This window comes from Enterococcus sp. DIV1726a (genome assembly GCF_051710985.1).
Taxonomy (GTDB): Bacteria; Bacillota; Bacilli; order Lactobacillales; family Enterococcaceae; genus Enterococcus_B; species Enterococcus_B hirae.
Genome location: NZ_JBIOLS010000001.1, coordinates 1,249,616 through 1,266,060, shown reverse-complemented (window position 1 = coordinate 1,266,060; position 16,445 = coordinate 1,249,616). Strand labels below are relative to the sequence as shown.

The window sequence follows — 16,445 nt, the reverse complement described above, 5'->3', positions numbered from 1 at the left end:
GCAGCCTCAAAAGATGAACACATTTAAACAAAAACCTTACTTTACGATTCACAAATTTGCTTATTTGTCATTATTAATTGCTGCCTGTGTCGTAGGCAGACTTTTTTTTGCTTGGTTACCAAATATTCAACCTATGACAGCCATTCTTTTACTACTTGCGGCATTTGGTTCTTTAACAGATGCTTTAATCGTCTCCATATTGAGCTTATTCATCACTAATCTATATTTAGGATTAGGGACTTGGACAATCAGTCAAATGCTCGCCTTCAGCGGGATTGTTTTGTTTTTTCATTGGATGAATCAGTTACCTATAGTCGCTAAGCATGTGACTATTCAAGCAATTTTGAGTTTTATTTGTGGATTAATTTACGGTTTGATTGTTTCACGAATTGAAACTTTCATCTATCAACTTCCCTCTTTTTGGGCTTACTATTTTCAAGGACTTCCTTTTGATCTCGCTCATGGTATAGGTAATTTCTTTTTTTATTTGATTCTCTTTCCCGTATTCCAACGAATACTATTTCCGCTATACAGTAAGATGCTTGATGACAGATATAAAAAATAAATGACGTGAGAATCCTTATTTTATCAGCCCTCTGATTATTTTTGTCTAATTTTTTTAGGGTATAGAATCAGAAGTGATTCTTCTGTCCCAGTTTTCATTTAGCCATAAAAAGTGGGATATTAATCAAATTTTTTCTGATTAATATCCCACACTCATTTATCATGTAATCATTTTTAGAGTTTATTGATTGTTATCTATGTAACGGGTTATGCTGTAGATCTTGAGATACAGATGCTCTTTCTGGGGATGAGTTTTCTTCTTTAGATACTCTATTTAATTTTTCTTTAAGATCTTCTCCTCTACCTTTGTTCACTGGAACTTCAGAACTATTTCTAACATTATTCCCTCCCTCATACTTCCCCATTTCTTCTTCTACTCTCTGTCGGCTTATGGATGGACTTTTTGTCAACTCATTTTTAAGATACCTCAATACACTACTTCCAGTAATGTCTCTATTATTCACAACTGTTTTTATCGCTCGCTCAACCGCTTTATCCTCTTTTTTTCTATTTTTACCCTTAAATTTCTTCAATTCTTCTTCTGCTCTCTCTTTACTTATGAATGGATTATGCTCAAATCCATATGTGAGATACTTAAATATTTGGGAATGATCTTGAGTCCTGTCTGCATCCTTCATAACTGTTTTTATCTCTTGTTTAACCGCTTTATCCTCTTTTTTTCTATATAACTTCTTCAATTCTTCTTCTGCTCTCTCTTTACTTATGAATGGACTATTCTTAAATTCATATGTGAGATACTTAAATATTTGGGAATGATCTTGAATCCTGTCTGCATCCTTCATAACTTTTTTTATCACTTGTTTAACCGCTTTATCCTCTTTTTTCCTAACTTTACTCTCAAACTTCTTCAATTCTTTTGCTCTCTTTTTACTTATGAATGGACTATTCTCTTTTTCTTTAGTTGTACTCGGATTTAATTCAGTTGGTTCCTGTTGAATAGTTTTTGTCTTTTCCTGTTCCTTGTTTGGCATATTATCTTCTCCTTTAAAATTTTATATACTGCTTCATCAATTTATCAGAAAAAAAGAATACATAAAAAACTTTTATTTCCGGGAAAAGAAATTTTTGTAATTTAATACCATTTAATTGATTAAAATTCTAGGTTACTACTTTTAGTTTCTGAGAGTACAAGGTCAAGTATAGTATTTTCAAAGAATTATGCATCAAAAAATTGTATTTGAGTAGTCCTATACATAACAGTTCCTTTCATAATATTTCATTGATTCTTTAATCCTATTTTTGATTTAGCTATAAAAATCGGGTCGTTCATCCAATTTTTTCTGATTAACGACCCGAGCTCATATACTATGTAATTTGGGCTCTATATTTTTTGATGTTGGTGAAATTTACCAACATCTTTTTCATGATGTAAAAACATAGAAAAGACACCCTGAAATCCTTTAGAATTAATTTGACGAACCAATTCATAGGATAATTCAAGATGTCTTGTACTCAGCTTATCAAAGATCCCCTAAATATTCTAGACCTAACTATCTATTTTGAGGTAAATTGTTAAACCAAAGAAAGATATAAAGAGAAATTTTGCTTGATTTACAAAGGTACTCTTCAATACACGCCCGAAGAGTGTCCACATTATTCAACATATAGGAAGAACTTTTTTAAACCACCGAGTGAAGGAAACCAATGCACGACTTAAAAGTACTTCTCAATACCAACGTGGGCTTGGTAGAAAAATGAAACGTTATTGGAAACTCCTACAAAAAGAAGAAGCAAAGTTGAACTATGAAAAACGGGTTTGGTGTTCCAGTTTCAAAGATTACTTAACTGAAAGTGAGATTGTCGACCGATTGTTAGCTACTTGTCCCGATCTACGACAAGGCTATCAGTTATACCAAGATGTTCTTTATGAGTAAAGAAAAGAGATCATTCACTATTTGAGGACTGTTTATCCAGAGAAGTCAGCCAGTTACCTGAAACTTATGCGATAACTTTGCGAACATTTAGAAAGTTTCTGCCACAGATCCAAAATGTCCTCCGCTACAGTTATTCAAACGGACCACTAGAATGTTTAAACAACCATATTAAAGTATTAAAACACAATACTTATTGTTTTCGAAATTTTTATAATTTCAAACGACGGATCACAATTCGACACGATAAAACTATTTTAACCAAATAAAAAGAACTGAACTGGGACAATAGTCAGAAAAAAAATCTGATTATTGCCCCATTTTTTTGATTTTAAGGTACACAAAAAGCACGCAACCTTGTGAGATTAAAGTAACCCAACCCAATCAAAAAGGAGCATGCTTTTATGTTTAAAAATTATACCATCAATCAAACAACTTTACCACTAGATGTAGAACAATAATATATTCCAGAAACGGATGTTGCCTTTAAATAATAATTGGTGCTATTTCAAAGCAGAATGCAGGAAAAAGTGTCTAAAATAAGAAAAATCAGCCTGATTTTCTTTTTGAAAAGTATTATTGTCCCAATCTCGTCCAAATTATTCTAAGATTTCTCTTTACCAACATCATTTGATAAAGAGCCAGCAATTATTGTTCATCGACTAAATTCATCTGACTTTTTAGGTAAATGATTATTTTGTTGTACATTTTGGTCTAGTAGAGTTTTTGGTTTTAAATCTGAATTATTTAGTCTTCCACTCAATGAAACTTGATTTGTTGAGTTTAGGTTTGTTTTAGCTGGTTCTTGTGAAGTTCCGTGCGCCCTGTTCAGCAACGCTGTTTTTTCTTTCATTATTTTGATAAGGTCCTTTTTATCTTCTTTAGTAATCAAAATCTCCTCAACTAAATTGCGTTGAGAGAGTTTATCAAGGCTACTGTTAACAATAAATTCGGCCATCATAGATAGCGTTTCCGGGTCTACCTTTTTGTTCGCTTTAAGTCCCAATGCTGCGTTCATTGCATCAGATAACAATATCATGTTTTCAGTCTGCACTTGATCTATAGTCTTCCCATTTATTTTAGTGTCTGCCTTATTTTCTTGTAATTTTTTGGGTTGCTGTTTCAGGCTTTCGCTGATCATATCTCGAAGTGTTTTTTCATCTTCTCTTCTCATGCCAAGAGCTTCAGGAACTTTTTTCATATAATTTGGATCAAGTACACTATTCTCAATGGTAATGGCTATTTGATGTAAAACCTTTGGAGCTGTAAATTGACTCTTTGAAAGTTGATAATCGTCTTTTATTATTTTAACCACTAGGGGTACTGCCTTATCATTTATTGCATTACTTTGGAATATATTCCGAAGTTTGTCTCTATCTGATTTTGACATAGGAAGCGTACTTATAAGCTCTTGCTTCTGGTCTATATTAAGGTCTAAATCCACCACTTCATTTGCTATTGTATGTAGTTTTTCTGGAGCTGTCGGTTGATTCTTTGAAAGTTGATAATGTCTTTTTGCTGATTCAGCCAACATGGATACTAGCTTATCCTGTGCCGTAGCATTTATTGAATTACTTTGAACAGATACTTTTGGTTTTGGTGGAATCGGTGGTGGAGTCTTTTGTTGTACATTTTGGTTTAGTAGAGTTTTTGGTTTTAAATCTGAATTATTTAGTCTTTCACTCAATGAAACTTGATTTGTTGAGTTTAGGTTTGTTTTAGCTGGTTCTTGTGAAGTTCCATACGCCCTGTTCAGCAACGCTGTTTTTTCTTTCATTATTTTGATAAGGTCCTTTTTATCTTCTTTAGTAATAAAAATCACATCAACTACATTGCGTTGAGAGACTTTATCAAGGCTACTGTTAACAATAAATTCGGCCATCATAGATAGCATTTCTGGGTCTACCTTTTTGTTCGCTTTAAGTCCCAATGCTGTGTCCATTGCCTCACATAACAATATCATGTTTTCAGTCTGTACTTGATCTATAGTCTTCCCATTTATTTTAGTGTCTGTCTTATTTTCTTGTAATTTATTGGGTTGCTGTTTCAGGCTTTCGCTGATCATATCTCGAAGTGTTTTTTCATCTTCTCTTCTCATGCCAAGAGCTTCAGGAACTTTTTTCATATAATTTTGATCAAGTACACTATTCTCAATGGTAACGGCTATTTCATGTAAAACCTTTGGAGCTGTAAATTGACTCTTTGAAAGTTGATAATCGTTTTTTATTGTTTTAATCATCAGGGATACTGCCTTATCATTTATTGCATTACTTTGGAATATATTCCGAAGTTTGTCTCTATCTGCTTTTGACATAGGAAGCGTACTTATAAGCTCTTGTTTCTGGTCTATATTAAGGTCTAAATCCACCACTTCATTTGCTATTGTATGTAGTTTTTCTGGAGCTGTCGGTTGATTCTTTGAAAGTTGATAATGTCTTTTTGTTGATTCAGCCAACATGGATACTAGCTTATCCTGTGCCGTAGCATTTATTGAATTACTTTGAACAGATACTTTTGGTTTTGGTGGAATCGGTGGTGGAGTCTTTTGTTGTACATTTTGGTTTAGTAGAGTTTTTGGTTTTAAATCTGAATTATTTAGTCTTTCACTTAATGAAACTTGATCTGTTGCTTTTACCTTAAAATATTCTTTTTCATCATAGTTATATTCACTCTTAAACTTCTCAATTTCTTTTTCTCGTCTCTCTCGGCTTATTATTGGTCTATTCTCCAACTCATCTATGAATTGCTTTAATATGGTGGGGTTAAGTTTAGTAAAGTGTCTATTCTTCATAAAACTTGCTATCGCTTGCTTAACCGCTTCATTTTCTTTTCTTTCTTCAATTAATTTTTCCACTCTTGACGTTTGATTTCCTATAAGTTCCTTAACGTCCTGTTCAGCGTTTATTTTTAGATCATGAATAAATGCTATACACGTATCAGGAGTCAAGGGATTAAACTTAAATTTATTAAGGTCTCCAATTAGTGCATCTTTTGTTTCCTTCGGCAAACGTGTATCTGAGTGAATCTTATGCCTTGTCTTAAGGTAGTCAATATAAAAAGTTTTATTTTGGCTAGTTACTTCTATTGTATTTTGGGTCTCTATTAGGTTGTTTGGTTGTATGAGTTTGCTCTCATCTGGATGAAGTGGAAGTCGTTGGATGACCCCTTCTGCTACATCATCTTTAAGTTCAGAAAGAAATTCACCTATTGCTGCTAATGTTTCCGAACTAACAGGTTCACCCTCCTCAAGCTTACACTCTTCGATTAGTTGAAAAGCTATAGTAGCATGATTATACAAAGTATTTCGAGGTCGTTTGCTTTCATTATTTGCAATTTTTTGATTTGTTTCTTTTTTCTGTTCCATGTTTGGCATGTTATTCTCTCCTTTAAAATTTTATGTACTGCTTCATCAATTTATCAGAAAAAAGAATACATAAGAAAACTTTTATTTCCAAGAAAAGAAAATTTTGCAATTTAATACCATTTAATTGATTAAAATTCTAGGTTATTACTTTTAATTTCTGAGAATACAAGGTCAAGTATAGTATTTTCAAAGAATTATGCATCAAAAAATTGTATTTGAGTAGTCCTATACATAACAGTTCCTTTCATAATATTTCATTGATTCTTTAATCCTATTTTTGATTTAGCTATAAAAATCGGGTCGTTCATCCAATTTTTTCTGATTAACGACCCGAGCTCATAAACTATGTAATTATTCTTAGAGTTTATTGATCACTATCTTTGAAATTGATCCTTTTTGTTTAGATATGCCTGTGACTTTGGTAGTACAGATGTTTTTAATTGCTCAATTCTTTTTTTCGTAAGTCTTCCTTGCTCGGATTTTCCTTGCTCACGTTTTCTTTTATTAAGGCTTCTTTGTTCGGAGCTTCCTTTTTCAAGAAATTCTTTTACACTCATCTTGAAATATTCCTGTCTTTCATTTGGTTTACTTGGAGACTTATATTCATTTTTTAATTTCTCAATTTCTATTTTTTGCCTCTTTTTGCTTATGTATTCAGATTTTTTCAACTCGTCTTGAAATTGTACCATTAGTGTTGGAGGAATTTCAGTATAGTGTCTGTTCATCTTAAATCTTTCTTTCACTTGATCAACCGCTAAATCTTCTCTAGCCTTTTTTATTGATTTTTCTATCTTGGGCGTTTGCTTCTTTAAGAGTGTCTGAACATCTCTTCTAGCGATCACATCTAAATCATAAATAAAGGAAGTAAACCTGTTAAGGTCCAAAGAATCGAAATAGAATTTATCAAGGTCTTGAATTAGTGCATGTTTTGTTTCTTTCGACAAAACTGCTTTTTTGCTTAAATCATACTTTTGATTAAGGTAGTTAATATAAAAGGTTTTATTTTTATCATCCACTACTATTCTATCATCACTATTCATTTGGATGTTCCTTTGTCGTAACAGTTTTTTCTCTTCTGGAAGAAGCGGAAGATAAAAGATAATCCCTTCTGCAGACTCTCTCTTATAGTTAGAAAGAATTTTACCTAATGTTGCTAACTTTTCCGAACTATTAGCTTCTCCCCTCACAAGCTTATGATCCTTGATTAGTTGAAGAGCAATAGCATATTGACTTCCTGTCCGTATTACTGCTATTTTTTGTTTATCATTTGGCATGTTATTCTCTCCTTTAAAAGTTATATACTACCTTGTTAAACTATCAGAAAAAAGGAGTATCTAAGTAACTTTTATTTCTGCAGAAAGAATTTTTTGGCATCTGATATCACTAAACATGTTGTTTTTCGAGTTACTATCCGATAACCATTCTGTCAAAAAGCAGTCATCACCCACTTATAGAGAATGGATGATGACTGCCTATACTAGATTAAAATTGAAGATTCTTAATTTATCCACTTCTGTTTGTCACAAATTGTTGATTGAATGATCTATCGACCACTAGAACATCGTACTTCTACTTCACGCAAGCTCCCCTTTTTTGCTTTAGCAGTCGTTCAGAACAGTTGGTTTTCTAACCGACCAATTTGTTCATTCATTTTTGACATTTTCCTAAATAAACGAACCCTTACACAAAAAATGTACTATATTTCTAGAAAATCTTACAGAAACTTCTTTCTTTTTACCATTTCCTGTTTGTCGCAAGCAATGGATCATTCGTATACAATTAGTCAATTACATTCGATAATAGACAATGATTGCTAGTCCGATACCTGATAAAATCAGTCCCCAAAATAGTTGTCCGAACATACTGGTATCTCCCAATAGCCAACGAACGAAAAATAATTTTCTTCCAAAACAAAAAATTAACACACCTATGATAAAAATAATACATCCCGTAGAAAATATCGGGTTTGCTTGAAAAGCATTTATAATCTCTTCCATCTAACAACATCTCTTTCTCTATCCATTATAGTTACCACAAACTCTGTTAGGCATCCTCTCATTTCAATACGTTTACCTAACGACACTTAGTATACTTCCTACTGTCAAGACAGTCCATATTTTTAAATGACCTGAACGAACAAAACTGTAAGCTATGTTTTTAAGCTGATCTTTGTCTACGACTACTTTCTCTCACAATATCGTTGAAGAGAAAAACGATCTAAGTTTTACATTGACGAATCAAATAAAAATACTCGCTGAACAATTTTCATTGAACAACGAGCATGCTAAGTTTTTGACTAATAGCTGTACTTTCTTTTTTCTAAATAGGAAGAAAGTAAGGATAAAGCATAGCAGACAGCAAAATACATCAATGTCATTGCCACAAACATTGGCAATACATAATTGGTATTTTGGCCGTAAACAATTCGTGCTTGGTGAGTCAATTCAGGTAAGGAAATGATCACTGCTAATGATGTATCCTTGATCAATGAAATCAGCTGACTCACGATTGCTGGGATCATTGATTTAAATGCTTGGGGTAAAACGACGATTCTCATCGTTTCTACATAAGACAATCCTGTGGAAAGACCAGCCTCCATTTGTCCTTTAGGAACGGCATTCAACCCTGCTCGAAAAATTTCTGATAACATAGCCGATTCAAAAATCGTCAATGCTGCTACGGCTGACCAAAAAATATTCATTTGGATACCGATTTGTGGTAAGGCAAAATACGTAAAGAAAATGATCAATAACAATGGAAGATTTCTGATAATATCAATTAGTATTCCTAGTATTTTTGAAAGATAAGGTATATTGGCAAAACGAACCACACCACAAATCCCGCCAATCAAAAAACTAAAGATGATTGAAAATAATGAAACCTCCACAGTCACTTTTAATCCTTCTAATAAGAAGCGGATATTCATCCATGAAAAAGCACCACTAAAATCCATTTTGTTCTCCCCTTCCTATGAACGAACTGCCCATTTTTTCTCTAAATATGTCATCAAGTAAGACAAAGGTAATGTAATTACTAAGTAAAAAAGACCCACGATGATATAGGTATCAAAAGTGTTGAAAGTTTCACTGGCAATTAAGTCCCCTTGATACATTAAATCTAACCCAGCAACGATAGCTAAAATCGATGAATTTTTGACTAGATTAATGAATTGGTTTCCTAATGGTGGTACGACGATCTTGAAAGCCTGCGGCAAAATAATAAACCGCATCGTTTGCGCATAGGTCAAACCAGCTGATAAACCCGCTTCTGTTTGCCCTTTTGGCACTGTTTGAATCCCTGAACGAACGGTTTCTGCAATAAATGCCGAAGTATAGATCGTCAAACCGATCGTCCCTGCTTGAAAGCCGTCAAAACTAATCCAATAGATCGGAAGGACGACATAAAAGAACATCACAATAATCAACAATGGGATATTTCGAAAAAATTCCACGTACGCTTTAGCTAGTCCACTGATCACTTTGTTCGTTGACAATTGAAAAATTGCCATCAGTGTTCCAATAATCAAACTAAATAATAAAGCTAACACACTTGAATAGATAGTGATTTTAAACCCTTCTAAGAAGGTTGATCCATATGTTTGCAGCAACTCAGCCATTCTTTCCCCTCCTTAATTCACTTTTCCTTGGGTGGTATCTGGGAACCATTTTTGGTAAATCTGATCATATGTGCCGTTAGCAATGAGTTCTTTTAACGCTTGATTTACGGCATCCAAAAATTCTGTTTGTCCTTTATTGATCGCAATTCCATAAGGTTCATTGGTAAACGTCCCACCTGCTAAAGTATAGTCAGGGTTCTCGTCAGCCATTCCCAACAAAATGGCATTATCGGTCGTCATAGCATCTCCTTGCCCCGATTGTAAAGCAGTAAACGCTTCGGCATAGTTTTCTAGTTCAAGAATTTTTGCATCTGGAGCATGTTCTCGGATATTTACTGCAGAAGTTGATCCTTTGACTGCGAGCACAGTTGTTTCAGCATTTAAGTCATCTACGCTTTTAATCGGGCTTCCTTTTTTGACTAATAAAGATTGTCCGGCATCAAAATAAACATCAGAAAAATCAACTTGCTTTTTTCGTTCATCTGTAATGGTCATTGTCGCAATAATCGCATCAATATTTCCATTTTTTAATAGCGGAATCCGTGTTTTAGAGGTAACTTCCACAAATTCTGCTTTCCCATCTTTTCCAAGAATCTCTTGCGTAATCGCTTTAGCGATATCGATATCAAATCCTTGAACCGTACTACTTTTGATATCCATCATCCCAAATAAGCGAGTATCGTATTTTACACCCCACGTTATGGTGTTGTTTTGCTTACTTCGTTCCAGAATATTTTCTTCAGCGACACTTTTTCCTTTGCAGCCTGCTAATATCAAAAAGACCAGACCCAAAAGGAAAAGCAAACGAATCATTGTTTTCTTACGCATTTTATTCCTCCTATCAATGATTGATTACTTTACTAATAAATTGTTGTGCCCGAGGTTCTTTAGGGTTCTCAAAGAAGTCTTTTACATTGCGGCTATCTTCCAATACTTGGCCATCCGCCATGAAAATAACCCGATCTGCTACTTCTTTTGCAAATCCCATTTCATGGGTCACGACGATCATTGACATCTCATCACGAGCTAATTTTTTCATTACATCAAGTACATCCCCGATCATTTCCGGATCTAAAGCAGATGTAGGCTCGTCAAATAGCAGCATTTCCGGATTCATCGCCAAACCTCTGGCAATTGCCACACGCTGTTGTTGTCCTCCAGATAACATAGATGGATAAGAATCTTTTTTGTCGAGCATGTTGACTTTTTCTAAGAATTTTTCCGCGTTTTTCACTGCACTTGCTTGATCTTGCTTTAATACTTTAATCGGTGCAAGTGTAATGTTTTCTAAAACGGTTTTATTAGGATATAGATTAAAATGCTGAAAAACCATTCCAACATTTTTTCTGACTTCAGTCAATTTTGTTTTTTTGTCCTGAAGGTCGATATCATTGATTAACAATCTTCCAGAAGAGATCGTTTCTAATCCATTGATACATCGTAACATTGTACTTTTACCTGAACCTGAAGGACCAATGACAACGACGACTTCCCCTTTCTCAAACTCGAGGTTTATGTTTTTCAAAGCATGGAATTTGCCGTAGTATTTTTCCACGTTATCAAATTTAATCATTGCCATATCATTACACTCCCATTATTATTTAGTAAGAAAACATTTAAAGATATATAATAGAACATATTATATCTGAAACTTACGTATTTTGTAAAGTTTCTTTGAAACTTTCTTTCGTTATTTTTCTCCTTTGCTTCTTACATCTGCTATTTTTCTGCATTTTGTTCGTCTTTTGATTTAGAACGGTTGTTTCTTCCTCCAAAAAACGGTAAGATATTAAGTGCTTAGTCTTACAAATCGTAAAGAGGTGTTTTTTTTGAAAAATATTATTCTAACAGGTGATCGCCCGACTGGCAAGTTACATTTAGGGCATTATGTAGGATCACTCAAAACACGGGTAGAAATGCAAAAAGATGAAAACAATCAACTTTTTGTAATGATTGCAGATATGCAAGCCCTAACCGATAACGCTAAAAACCCTGAGAAGGTTTCTTCAAATGTACTTGAAGTTGCTTTAGACTATTTAGCTGTTGGATTAGATCCTACGAAATCAACGCTTTTTATCCAATCGCAAATACCAGAATTAGCTGAATTGACTATGTACTATTTAAACCTAGTCAGCGTCGGGCGTGTCCGTCGTAATCCTACAGTTAAAACAGAAATCGAACAGAAAAAATTTGGTGAAGGTGTCCCAACTGGATTCTTTATTTATCCTGTATCGCAAGCTGCTGATATCACAGCTTTCAAAGCGAATTTAGTTCCTGTTGGTGAAGATCAAAAACCAATGCTTGAACAAACGCAAGAAATAGTTCAAAGTTTCAACCACACGTATGGCGACGTCTTAGTGGAACCAAAAGGCGTTTTCCCACCAAAAGGAATGGGCCGTTTGCCTGGCATCGATGGGAATGGAAAAATGAGCAAGTCATTGGGTAATGGCATCTATATTTCTGATCCTGCTGATGTGGTCAAGAAAAAAGTAATGAGTATGTACACAGACCCAAATCACATCCACGTGGAAGATCCAGGTCAAGTCGAAGGCAATATGGTATTCACTTATCTTGATGTGTTTGGAAAAGATAAAAGCGCAATTGAAGAAATGAAAGCTCATTATCGTCGTGGTGGTCTAGGTGATGTAAAAATCAAACGCTATTTGATTGATGTTTTGGAAGAAGAGTTTGCTCCAATTCGTGCTAGAAGAGAAGAATTAGCGAAAGATCCAGCCGCTGTGATGGCGATCCTAAGAGACGGTAGTGACGCTGCTGCGAAAGTCGCTGCTCAAACTCTAGCAGAAGTCAAAACTGCAATGGGAATCAATTATTTTAACTGATTGGCTTGTTAATGAATAAAAAAAGACGTCCTCATTCTTTGTGAGGGCGTCTTTTTTTACAGTTTAACGAATATTTGCACCAACTGTTTCACTTAGTGCTTTTTCGATCTTAGTCATTGATCGGTTAATTTCTTCATCTGTCATTGTTGCTTCAGGATTCTCGAATGTCAGACTGTAAGCCATTGACTTATGTCCTTCCTCGATATTTTTCCCTTGATACACATCAAACAATTGGATGTCTGTTAAGAACTTACCTGCAGCAGACTGGATAACCGTTACGATTTCTTGATTGGTTACTGTTTCTGCAACTAACATTGCAATGTCACGAGAAACGGAAGGGAATTTTGTCACCGCATGGAAAGTCATCCCTTTTTGAGCAGCTTCGATCACTGAGCTCAAGTCAAATTCTGCAACATAGGTTTCTGGAACATCGTATTCTTTAGCTGTATTCGGATGAACCTGTCCAACAAATCCAATCACTGTTTCACCTAAATAGATTTCCGCTGTTCTTCCTGGATGCATGTCTTTCAAACTATCAGTCGCTTGATAAGAAATTTCTGTTGCTATTCCTAATTGTTCAAACAAGTTTTCTAAAAGACCTTTGATCGTATAGAAGTCAACTACTTCTGCTTGAGTTTGCCAACTTTTATCCTGCCAAGTACCTGTCAATGCAAGAGCAACATGTTTCACTTCCTGCGGCAAATGAGTCAATGGATCGTTTTCTTGATAGAAGACTCTTCCAACTTCATAAAAAGCGACATCACTATTTTTTCTAGCTACGTTATAGTTCACATTATCCAGTAACCCACTGATCAAGTTCATTCGTAAGACAGAACGGTCTTCGCTCATTGGCCAATCAAGACGTGTAACTAAGGAATCTTTGATTGTAAATTGACGAGATTTTTCTTCCGTTGTCAAAGCATAGCTGATGGCTTCATGTAAACCACTGTCTTCAAGTAATGTACGGATCTTGCGTGTTGTTGCTTGCTCTTGGGTCAAACTTCCTGCAACAGTCTCTCCACTTGGTAATGTGGAAGGCAAGCGATCATAACCATAGATACGAGCGACTTCTTCAATAATATCCGCTTCAATCTTGATATCCCAGCGACGAGGAGGAACAGTAACGGTGAACGTTTCCCCTTCACTTTGACAGCCAAAGCCAAGTGCTTCAAAAATCTCATTTACTTCCTTAACTGTTAAGTCAGTTCCTAGATAATGATTGATTCGTGAGAGGGTGATCGTTACTGTTACGTCTTCTACTTGATAAGTCGAACCAGCAACCGCACCTTGAAGAACCTCACCGCCTGCTAACGAAACGATCATTGCAGCAGCAACGTCACATGCTTCAGCGACTGTTGCTTGATTGATTCCTTTTTCAAAACGAGCAGAAGATTCACTTCTTAAATTGAATTGTTTCGCTGTTCGACGGATCGAAATTGGATCAAACAAAGCTGCTTCTAGAGCAACCGTAGTCGTTGTCTCAGTGATTTCAGAATCCAAGCCGCCCATCACACCTGCTAAAGCGACTGGTTGTTCTCCATTAGTGATCACGAGATTTTCGGGTGTTAGCTCACGTGTTTCGCCATCTAACGTAACGATTTTTTCTGTTGCTTTTGCCTGACGGACGACGATTTCTTGTGATCCTAGCCGATCATAATCAAACGCATGTAATGGTTGCCCAAACAACAGTAAGATGTAGTTTGTGATATCTACTACGTTGTTGATTGGTCGAATCCCTTCATTCATCAAGATATTTTGTAACCATTGTGGACTAGATTGGATTTTTACGCCTTCAATGATTCGAATTTGATAAGCAGGCACAGCTTCTGGATCTTCGACTGTCACCTTGATTTTGTCTTTTGCCGGACGTGCTGCTTCTACTAATTCTTCCTCTGCAAAATGAGGTGTTTGACGATAAATCGCCCCCACTTCATATGCTACTCCTCGCATAGATAAAGCATCTGCGCGATTCGGTGTAATCGATAACTCGATAATTGAATCGTCCATGTCTAAATAAGAAAAGACGGGCTCTCCATTGACTGCCTCTTGTGGAAGATAGTAGATTCCTTCAGCATATTCTTTGGAAACGACACTATCTGGATAGCCAATTTCTTGTAAGGCACAAATCATCCCATTAGAAACTTGACCACGCATTTTCCCTTTTTTGATTTTTACATTCCCTGCGATCCGTGAATTAGGTAAAGCAACGATGACTTTGATCCCTGCCTTCACGTTAGGCGCGCCACAAACGATCTGTGAAAGTTCTTCTTCACCGATATCCACTTGGCAAATCGATAAATGATCGGAATCAGGATGTGGCACACATTCCTTGACTTCGCCGACTACGATTTTTTTTAAGCCTTCTTCAGGAACCGTGATTCCTTCCACTTCGATCCCAGTCACTGACATTTTATCAGCTAGTTCTTTTGGCGTAACTGCTGACAAATCAAGATATTTATTTAACCATTTATAAGAAACTAACATGCTTTTTACTCCCCTTTGAACTGACTTAAGAAACGCAAGTCATTTTGATAGAAATTACGAATATCATTGACACCGTAACGTAGCATTGCTACTCGATCTGGGCCAAGGCCAAAAGCAAAACCAGAGTATTTTTCCGGATCGATACCTGACATTTTCAATACATTTGGATGAACCATCCCAGCTCCTAAGATTTCAATCCAACCGGTGTGCTTGCAGACATTACAGCCAGCACCACCACATTTGAAACAGCTGACATCCACTTCAACAGAAGGTTCAGTAAATGGGAAATAACTAGGACGTAGTCGAATTTCACGTTCTTCACCAAACATCTTTTTCATTACGACTTCTAACGTGCCTTTTAAGTCACCCATCGTAATATTTTCATCGATCACTAATCCTTCGATTTGATGGAATTGGTGACTATGAGTAGCATCATCTGTATCACGACGGAATACTTTCCCAGGTGAGATCATTCGAAGTGCACCTTTTGAAAAGTCATGTTTTTCCATCGTACGTGCTTGTACTGGTGAGGTATGCGTACGAATCAAGATCTCTTCTGAAATATAAAAAGTATCTTGCATATCACGAGCTGGGTGGTCTTTTGGTAAGTTCATTCGCTCAAAATTATAATGATCAGACTCCACCTCATACCCTTCAACAATTTGGTAGCCCATTCCGACAAAGATGTCTTCGATTTCTTCCATGATTTGTGTCAAGATGTGGCGGTTTCCTTGTTTGACTTGACGTCCTGGCAAGGTCACATCAATTGTTTCTTTGCTTAAAGCTGTTGCAAGTGCCGCTTCTTCTAACGCTTGCTTTTTACGTTCAATTTCTGCTGTCAACAGATCACGAATCTCATTGGCAAAACTACCAACTTTCGGACGTTCTTCAGGACTTAGATCCTTCATTCCCCGTAAAACTTCGGTGATTGGTCCTTTTTTTCCTAAAGTTTCTACACGAATTTGATTTAATTCTTTTAAATCGTGTGCTGTCGCTATTTTAACGATTGTGGCTTCTTTCAAGCTTTCTAATTGGGCTTGTAGAGACATTCCCTATTTCCTCCTTCAAATTCAAATACAAAAAAGACCTCATTCCTACAAAGGAACGAGGTCTTCGCGTTACCATCCTAATTTACGGTCAAAACCGTACACTTACTTTTTTAACGACATTTGCCGGTCTGAATAAATCAGACGAACTCAGAAAGTGAACTTCATTTTTCAAACTCAGGATCTGCTTACAGTCTATGACAGATCTCCCTGGACTGGTTTAGCCAAACTACTCTTTTTCGTCAACGTTCTTTAGCTATTCATCTAATGCCAGTTTACAAGATTTCACTTCCAAAATCAACTGCATTCTTCTTCTGTCACCCATTTTTCACTCCAAACCTGTAACTGAACAATGGCCTTTTGAAGATCCGCTCCTTTTTCAGTTAACATATATTCTGAACGGCTGGACTCTTTACATGAGAAGTTTCTGGCGATGATTTTTTCTTTTTCAAGTTCTTTTAATCGTTCAACTAAAACCCGATCACTCACCATAGGTATTTTAGCTGCGAGATCAACAAAGCGTTGCGGACCATTTTCAAGCAATACATCAATAATCAGCCCATTCCATTTTTTACCTAAAATCGAAAAGGTCTTTTCAAATTTAGGACATAAAGTGAACTCTGTCTGTGTTAGCTCCAT

Annotated in this window: 13 protein-coding genes, 1 pseudogene and 1 other annotated feature; of the genes and pseudogenes, 3 read left to right on the top strand and 11 right to left on the bottom strand. The window is 35.8% G+C overall.

The window, feature by feature from the left end; translation table 11 throughout:
* The first annotated feature begins 13 nt into the window (after positions 1 to 13).
* Positions 14 to 565, top strand: coding sequence for a DUF6580 family putative transport protein (locus tag IGJ27_RS05735; RefSeq protein WP_178306000.1), 552 nt, complete (start codon positions 14 to 16; stop codon positions 563 to 565).
* Between the two features lie 190 nt (positions 566 to 755).
* Here IGJ27_RS05735 and IGJ27_RS05730 read toward each other — a convergent pair whose 3' ends face one another.
* Positions 756 to 1,556: a hypothetical protein gene (locus IGJ27_RS05730; RefSeq protein ID WP_178306001.1), complete on the bottom strand. Its 801-nt coding sequence runs from the start codon at positions 1,554 to 1,556 to the stop codon at positions 756 to 758.
* A 618-nt stretch (positions 1,557 to 2,174) separates the two neighbouring features.
* Here IGJ27_RS05730 and IGJ27_RS05725 point away from each other — a divergent pair.
* A pseudogene (locus IGJ27_RS05725) lies at positions 2,175 to 2,725 on the top strand (transposase); the annotation flags it as partial.
* Positions 2,726 to 3,111: 386 nt separating this feature from the next.
* Here IGJ27_RS05725 and IGJ27_RS05720 read toward each other — a convergent pair.
* The 7 genes from IGJ27_RS05720 to IGJ27_RS05690 form a co-directional block, all read right to left on the bottom strand.
* Positions 3,112 to 5,829 carry a hypothetical protein gene (locus tag IGJ27_RS05720; RefSeq protein ID WP_256733976.1) on the bottom strand — a complete coding sequence of 906 codons (2,718 nt, stop codon included), beginning with the start codon at positions 5,827 to 5,829 and terminating at the stop codon, positions 3,112 to 3,114.
* A gap of 365 nt (positions 5,830 to 6,194) precedes the next feature.
* The gene (locus tag IGJ27_RS05715) at positions 6,195 to 7,094 is read right to left on the bottom strand and encodes a hypothetical protein (protein WP_053766352.1); all 900 of its coding nucleotides are present in this window, start codon (positions 7,092 to 7,094) and stop codon (positions 6,195 to 6,197) included.
* A gap of 513 nt (positions 7,095 to 7,607) precedes the next feature.
* The gene (locus tag IGJ27_RS05710) at positions 7,608 to 7,817 is read right to left on the bottom strand and encodes a hypothetical protein (RefSeq protein ID WP_010737487.1); all 210 of its coding nucleotides are present in this window, start codon (positions 7,815 to 7,817) and stop codon (positions 7,608 to 7,610) included.
* A 299-nt stretch (positions 7,818 to 8,116) separates the two neighbouring features.
* Positions 8,117 to 8,773, bottom strand: a complete 657-nt coding sequence (locus tag IGJ27_RS05705; RefSeq protein ID WP_010737486.1) for an amino acid ABC transporter permease — start codon at positions 8,771 to 8,773, stop codon at positions 8,117 to 8,119.
* A 15-nt stretch (positions 8,774 to 8,788) separates the two neighbouring features.
* Positions 8,789 to 9,436, bottom strand: coding sequence for an amino acid ABC transporter permease (locus IGJ27_RS05700; RefSeq protein ID WP_010719298.1), 648 nt, complete (start codon positions 9,434 to 9,436; stop codon positions 8,789 to 8,791).
* A 12-nt stretch (positions 9,437 to 9,448) separates the two neighbouring features.
* Complete coding sequence (locus IGJ27_RS05695; RefSeq protein WP_010719299.1) at positions 9,449 to 10,264, bottom strand: transporter substrate-binding domain-containing protein; 816 nt, start codon at positions 10,262 to 10,264, stop codon at positions 9,449 to 9,451.
* A gap of 13 nt (positions 10,265 to 10,277) precedes the next feature.
* Entirely contained in the window at positions 10,278 to 11,015 is a 738-nt protein-coding gene (locus tag IGJ27_RS05690; RefSeq protein WP_438791695.1) for an amino acid ABC transporter ATP-binding protein, read from the bottom strand.
* Positions 11,016 to 11,265: 250 nt separating this feature from the next.
* Between IGJ27_RS05690 and trpS the strand changes: the two genes are divergently transcribed.
* Positions 11,266 to 12,276, top strand: coding sequence for a tryptophan--tRNA ligase (trpS, locus tag IGJ27_RS05685; RefSeq protein WP_081129004.1), 1,011 nt, complete (start codon positions 11,266 to 11,268; stop codon positions 12,274 to 12,276).
* Between the two features lie 63 nt (positions 12,277 to 12,339).
* Here the strand turns inward: trpS and pheT are convergent, their stop codons facing one another.
* The 3 genes from pheT to IGJ27_RS05670 form a co-directional block, all read right to left on the bottom strand.
* Positions 12,340 to 14,760 carry a phenylalanine--tRNA ligase subunit beta gene (gene pheT / locus IGJ27_RS05680; RefSeq protein WP_081129003.1) on the bottom strand — a complete coding sequence of 807 codons (2,421 nt, stop codon included), beginning with the start codon at positions 14,758 to 14,760 and terminating at the stop codon, positions 12,340 to 12,342.
* A 5-nt stretch (positions 14,761 to 14,765) separates the two neighbouring features.
* Entirely contained in the window at positions 14,766 to 15,809 is a 1,044-nt protein-coding gene (gene pheS / locus IGJ27_RS05675; RefSeq protein ID WP_034699979.1) for a phenylalanine--tRNA ligase subunit alpha, read from the bottom strand.
* Positions 15,810 to 15,857: 48 nt separating this feature from the next.
* Positions 15,858 to 16,061 (bottom strand) — a binding site (T-box leader).
* Between the two features lie 42 nt (positions 16,062 to 16,103).
* Positions 16,104 to 16,445: a winged helix-turn-helix transcriptional regulator gene (locus IGJ27_RS05670; protein ID WP_010719304.1), complete on the bottom strand. Its 342-nt coding sequence runs from the start codon at positions 16,443 to 16,445 to the stop codon at positions 16,104 to 16,106.

Coding starts and splice junctions, on each gene's coding strand:
- pheT (WP_081129003.1), bottom strand. CDS start 14,760: ATGTTAGTTTCTTATAAATGGTTAAATAAATATCTTGATTTGTCAGCA.
- IGJ27_RS05705 (WP_010737486.1), bottom strand. CDS start 8,773: ATGGATTTTAGTGGTGCTTTTTCATGGATGAATATCCGCTTCTTATTA.
- IGJ27_RS05715 (WP_053766352.1), bottom strand. CDS start 7,094: ATGCCAAATGATAAACAAAAAATAGCAGTAATACGGACAGGAAGTCAA.
- IGJ27_RS05690 (WP_438791695.1), bottom strand. CDS start 11,015: ATGGCAATGATTAAATTTGATAACGTGGAAAAATACTACGGCAAATTC.
- IGJ27_RS05720 (WP_256733976.1), bottom strand. CDS start 5,829: ATGCCAAACATGGAACAGAAAAAAGAAACAAATCAAAAAATTGCAAAT.
- pheS (WP_034699979.1), bottom strand. CDS start 15,809: ATGTCTCTACAAGCCCAATTAGAAAGCTTGAAAGAAGCCACAATCGTT.
- IGJ27_RS05695 (WP_010719299.1), bottom strand. CDS start 10,264: ATGCGTAAGAAAACAATGATTCGTTTGCTTTTCCTTTTGGGTCTGGTC.
- IGJ27_RS05730 (WP_178306001.1), bottom strand. CDS start 1,556: ATGCCAAACAAGGAACAGGAAAAGACAAAAACTATTCAACAGGAACCA.
- IGJ27_RS05670 (WP_010719304.1), bottom strand. CDS start 16,445: ATGGAGCTAACACAGACAGAGTTCACTTTATGTCCTAAATTTGAAAAG.
- IGJ27_RS05735 (WP_178306000.1), top strand. CDS start 14: ATGAACACATTTAAACAAAAACCTTACTTTACGATTCACAAATTTGCT.
- IGJ27_RS05700 (WP_010719298.1), bottom strand. CDS start 9,436: ATGGCTGAGTTGCTGCAAACATATGGATCAACCTTCTTAGAAGGGTTT.
- IGJ27_RS05710 (WP_010737487.1), bottom strand. CDS start 7,817: ATGGAAGAGATTATAAATGCTTTTCAAGCAAACCCGATATTTTCTACG.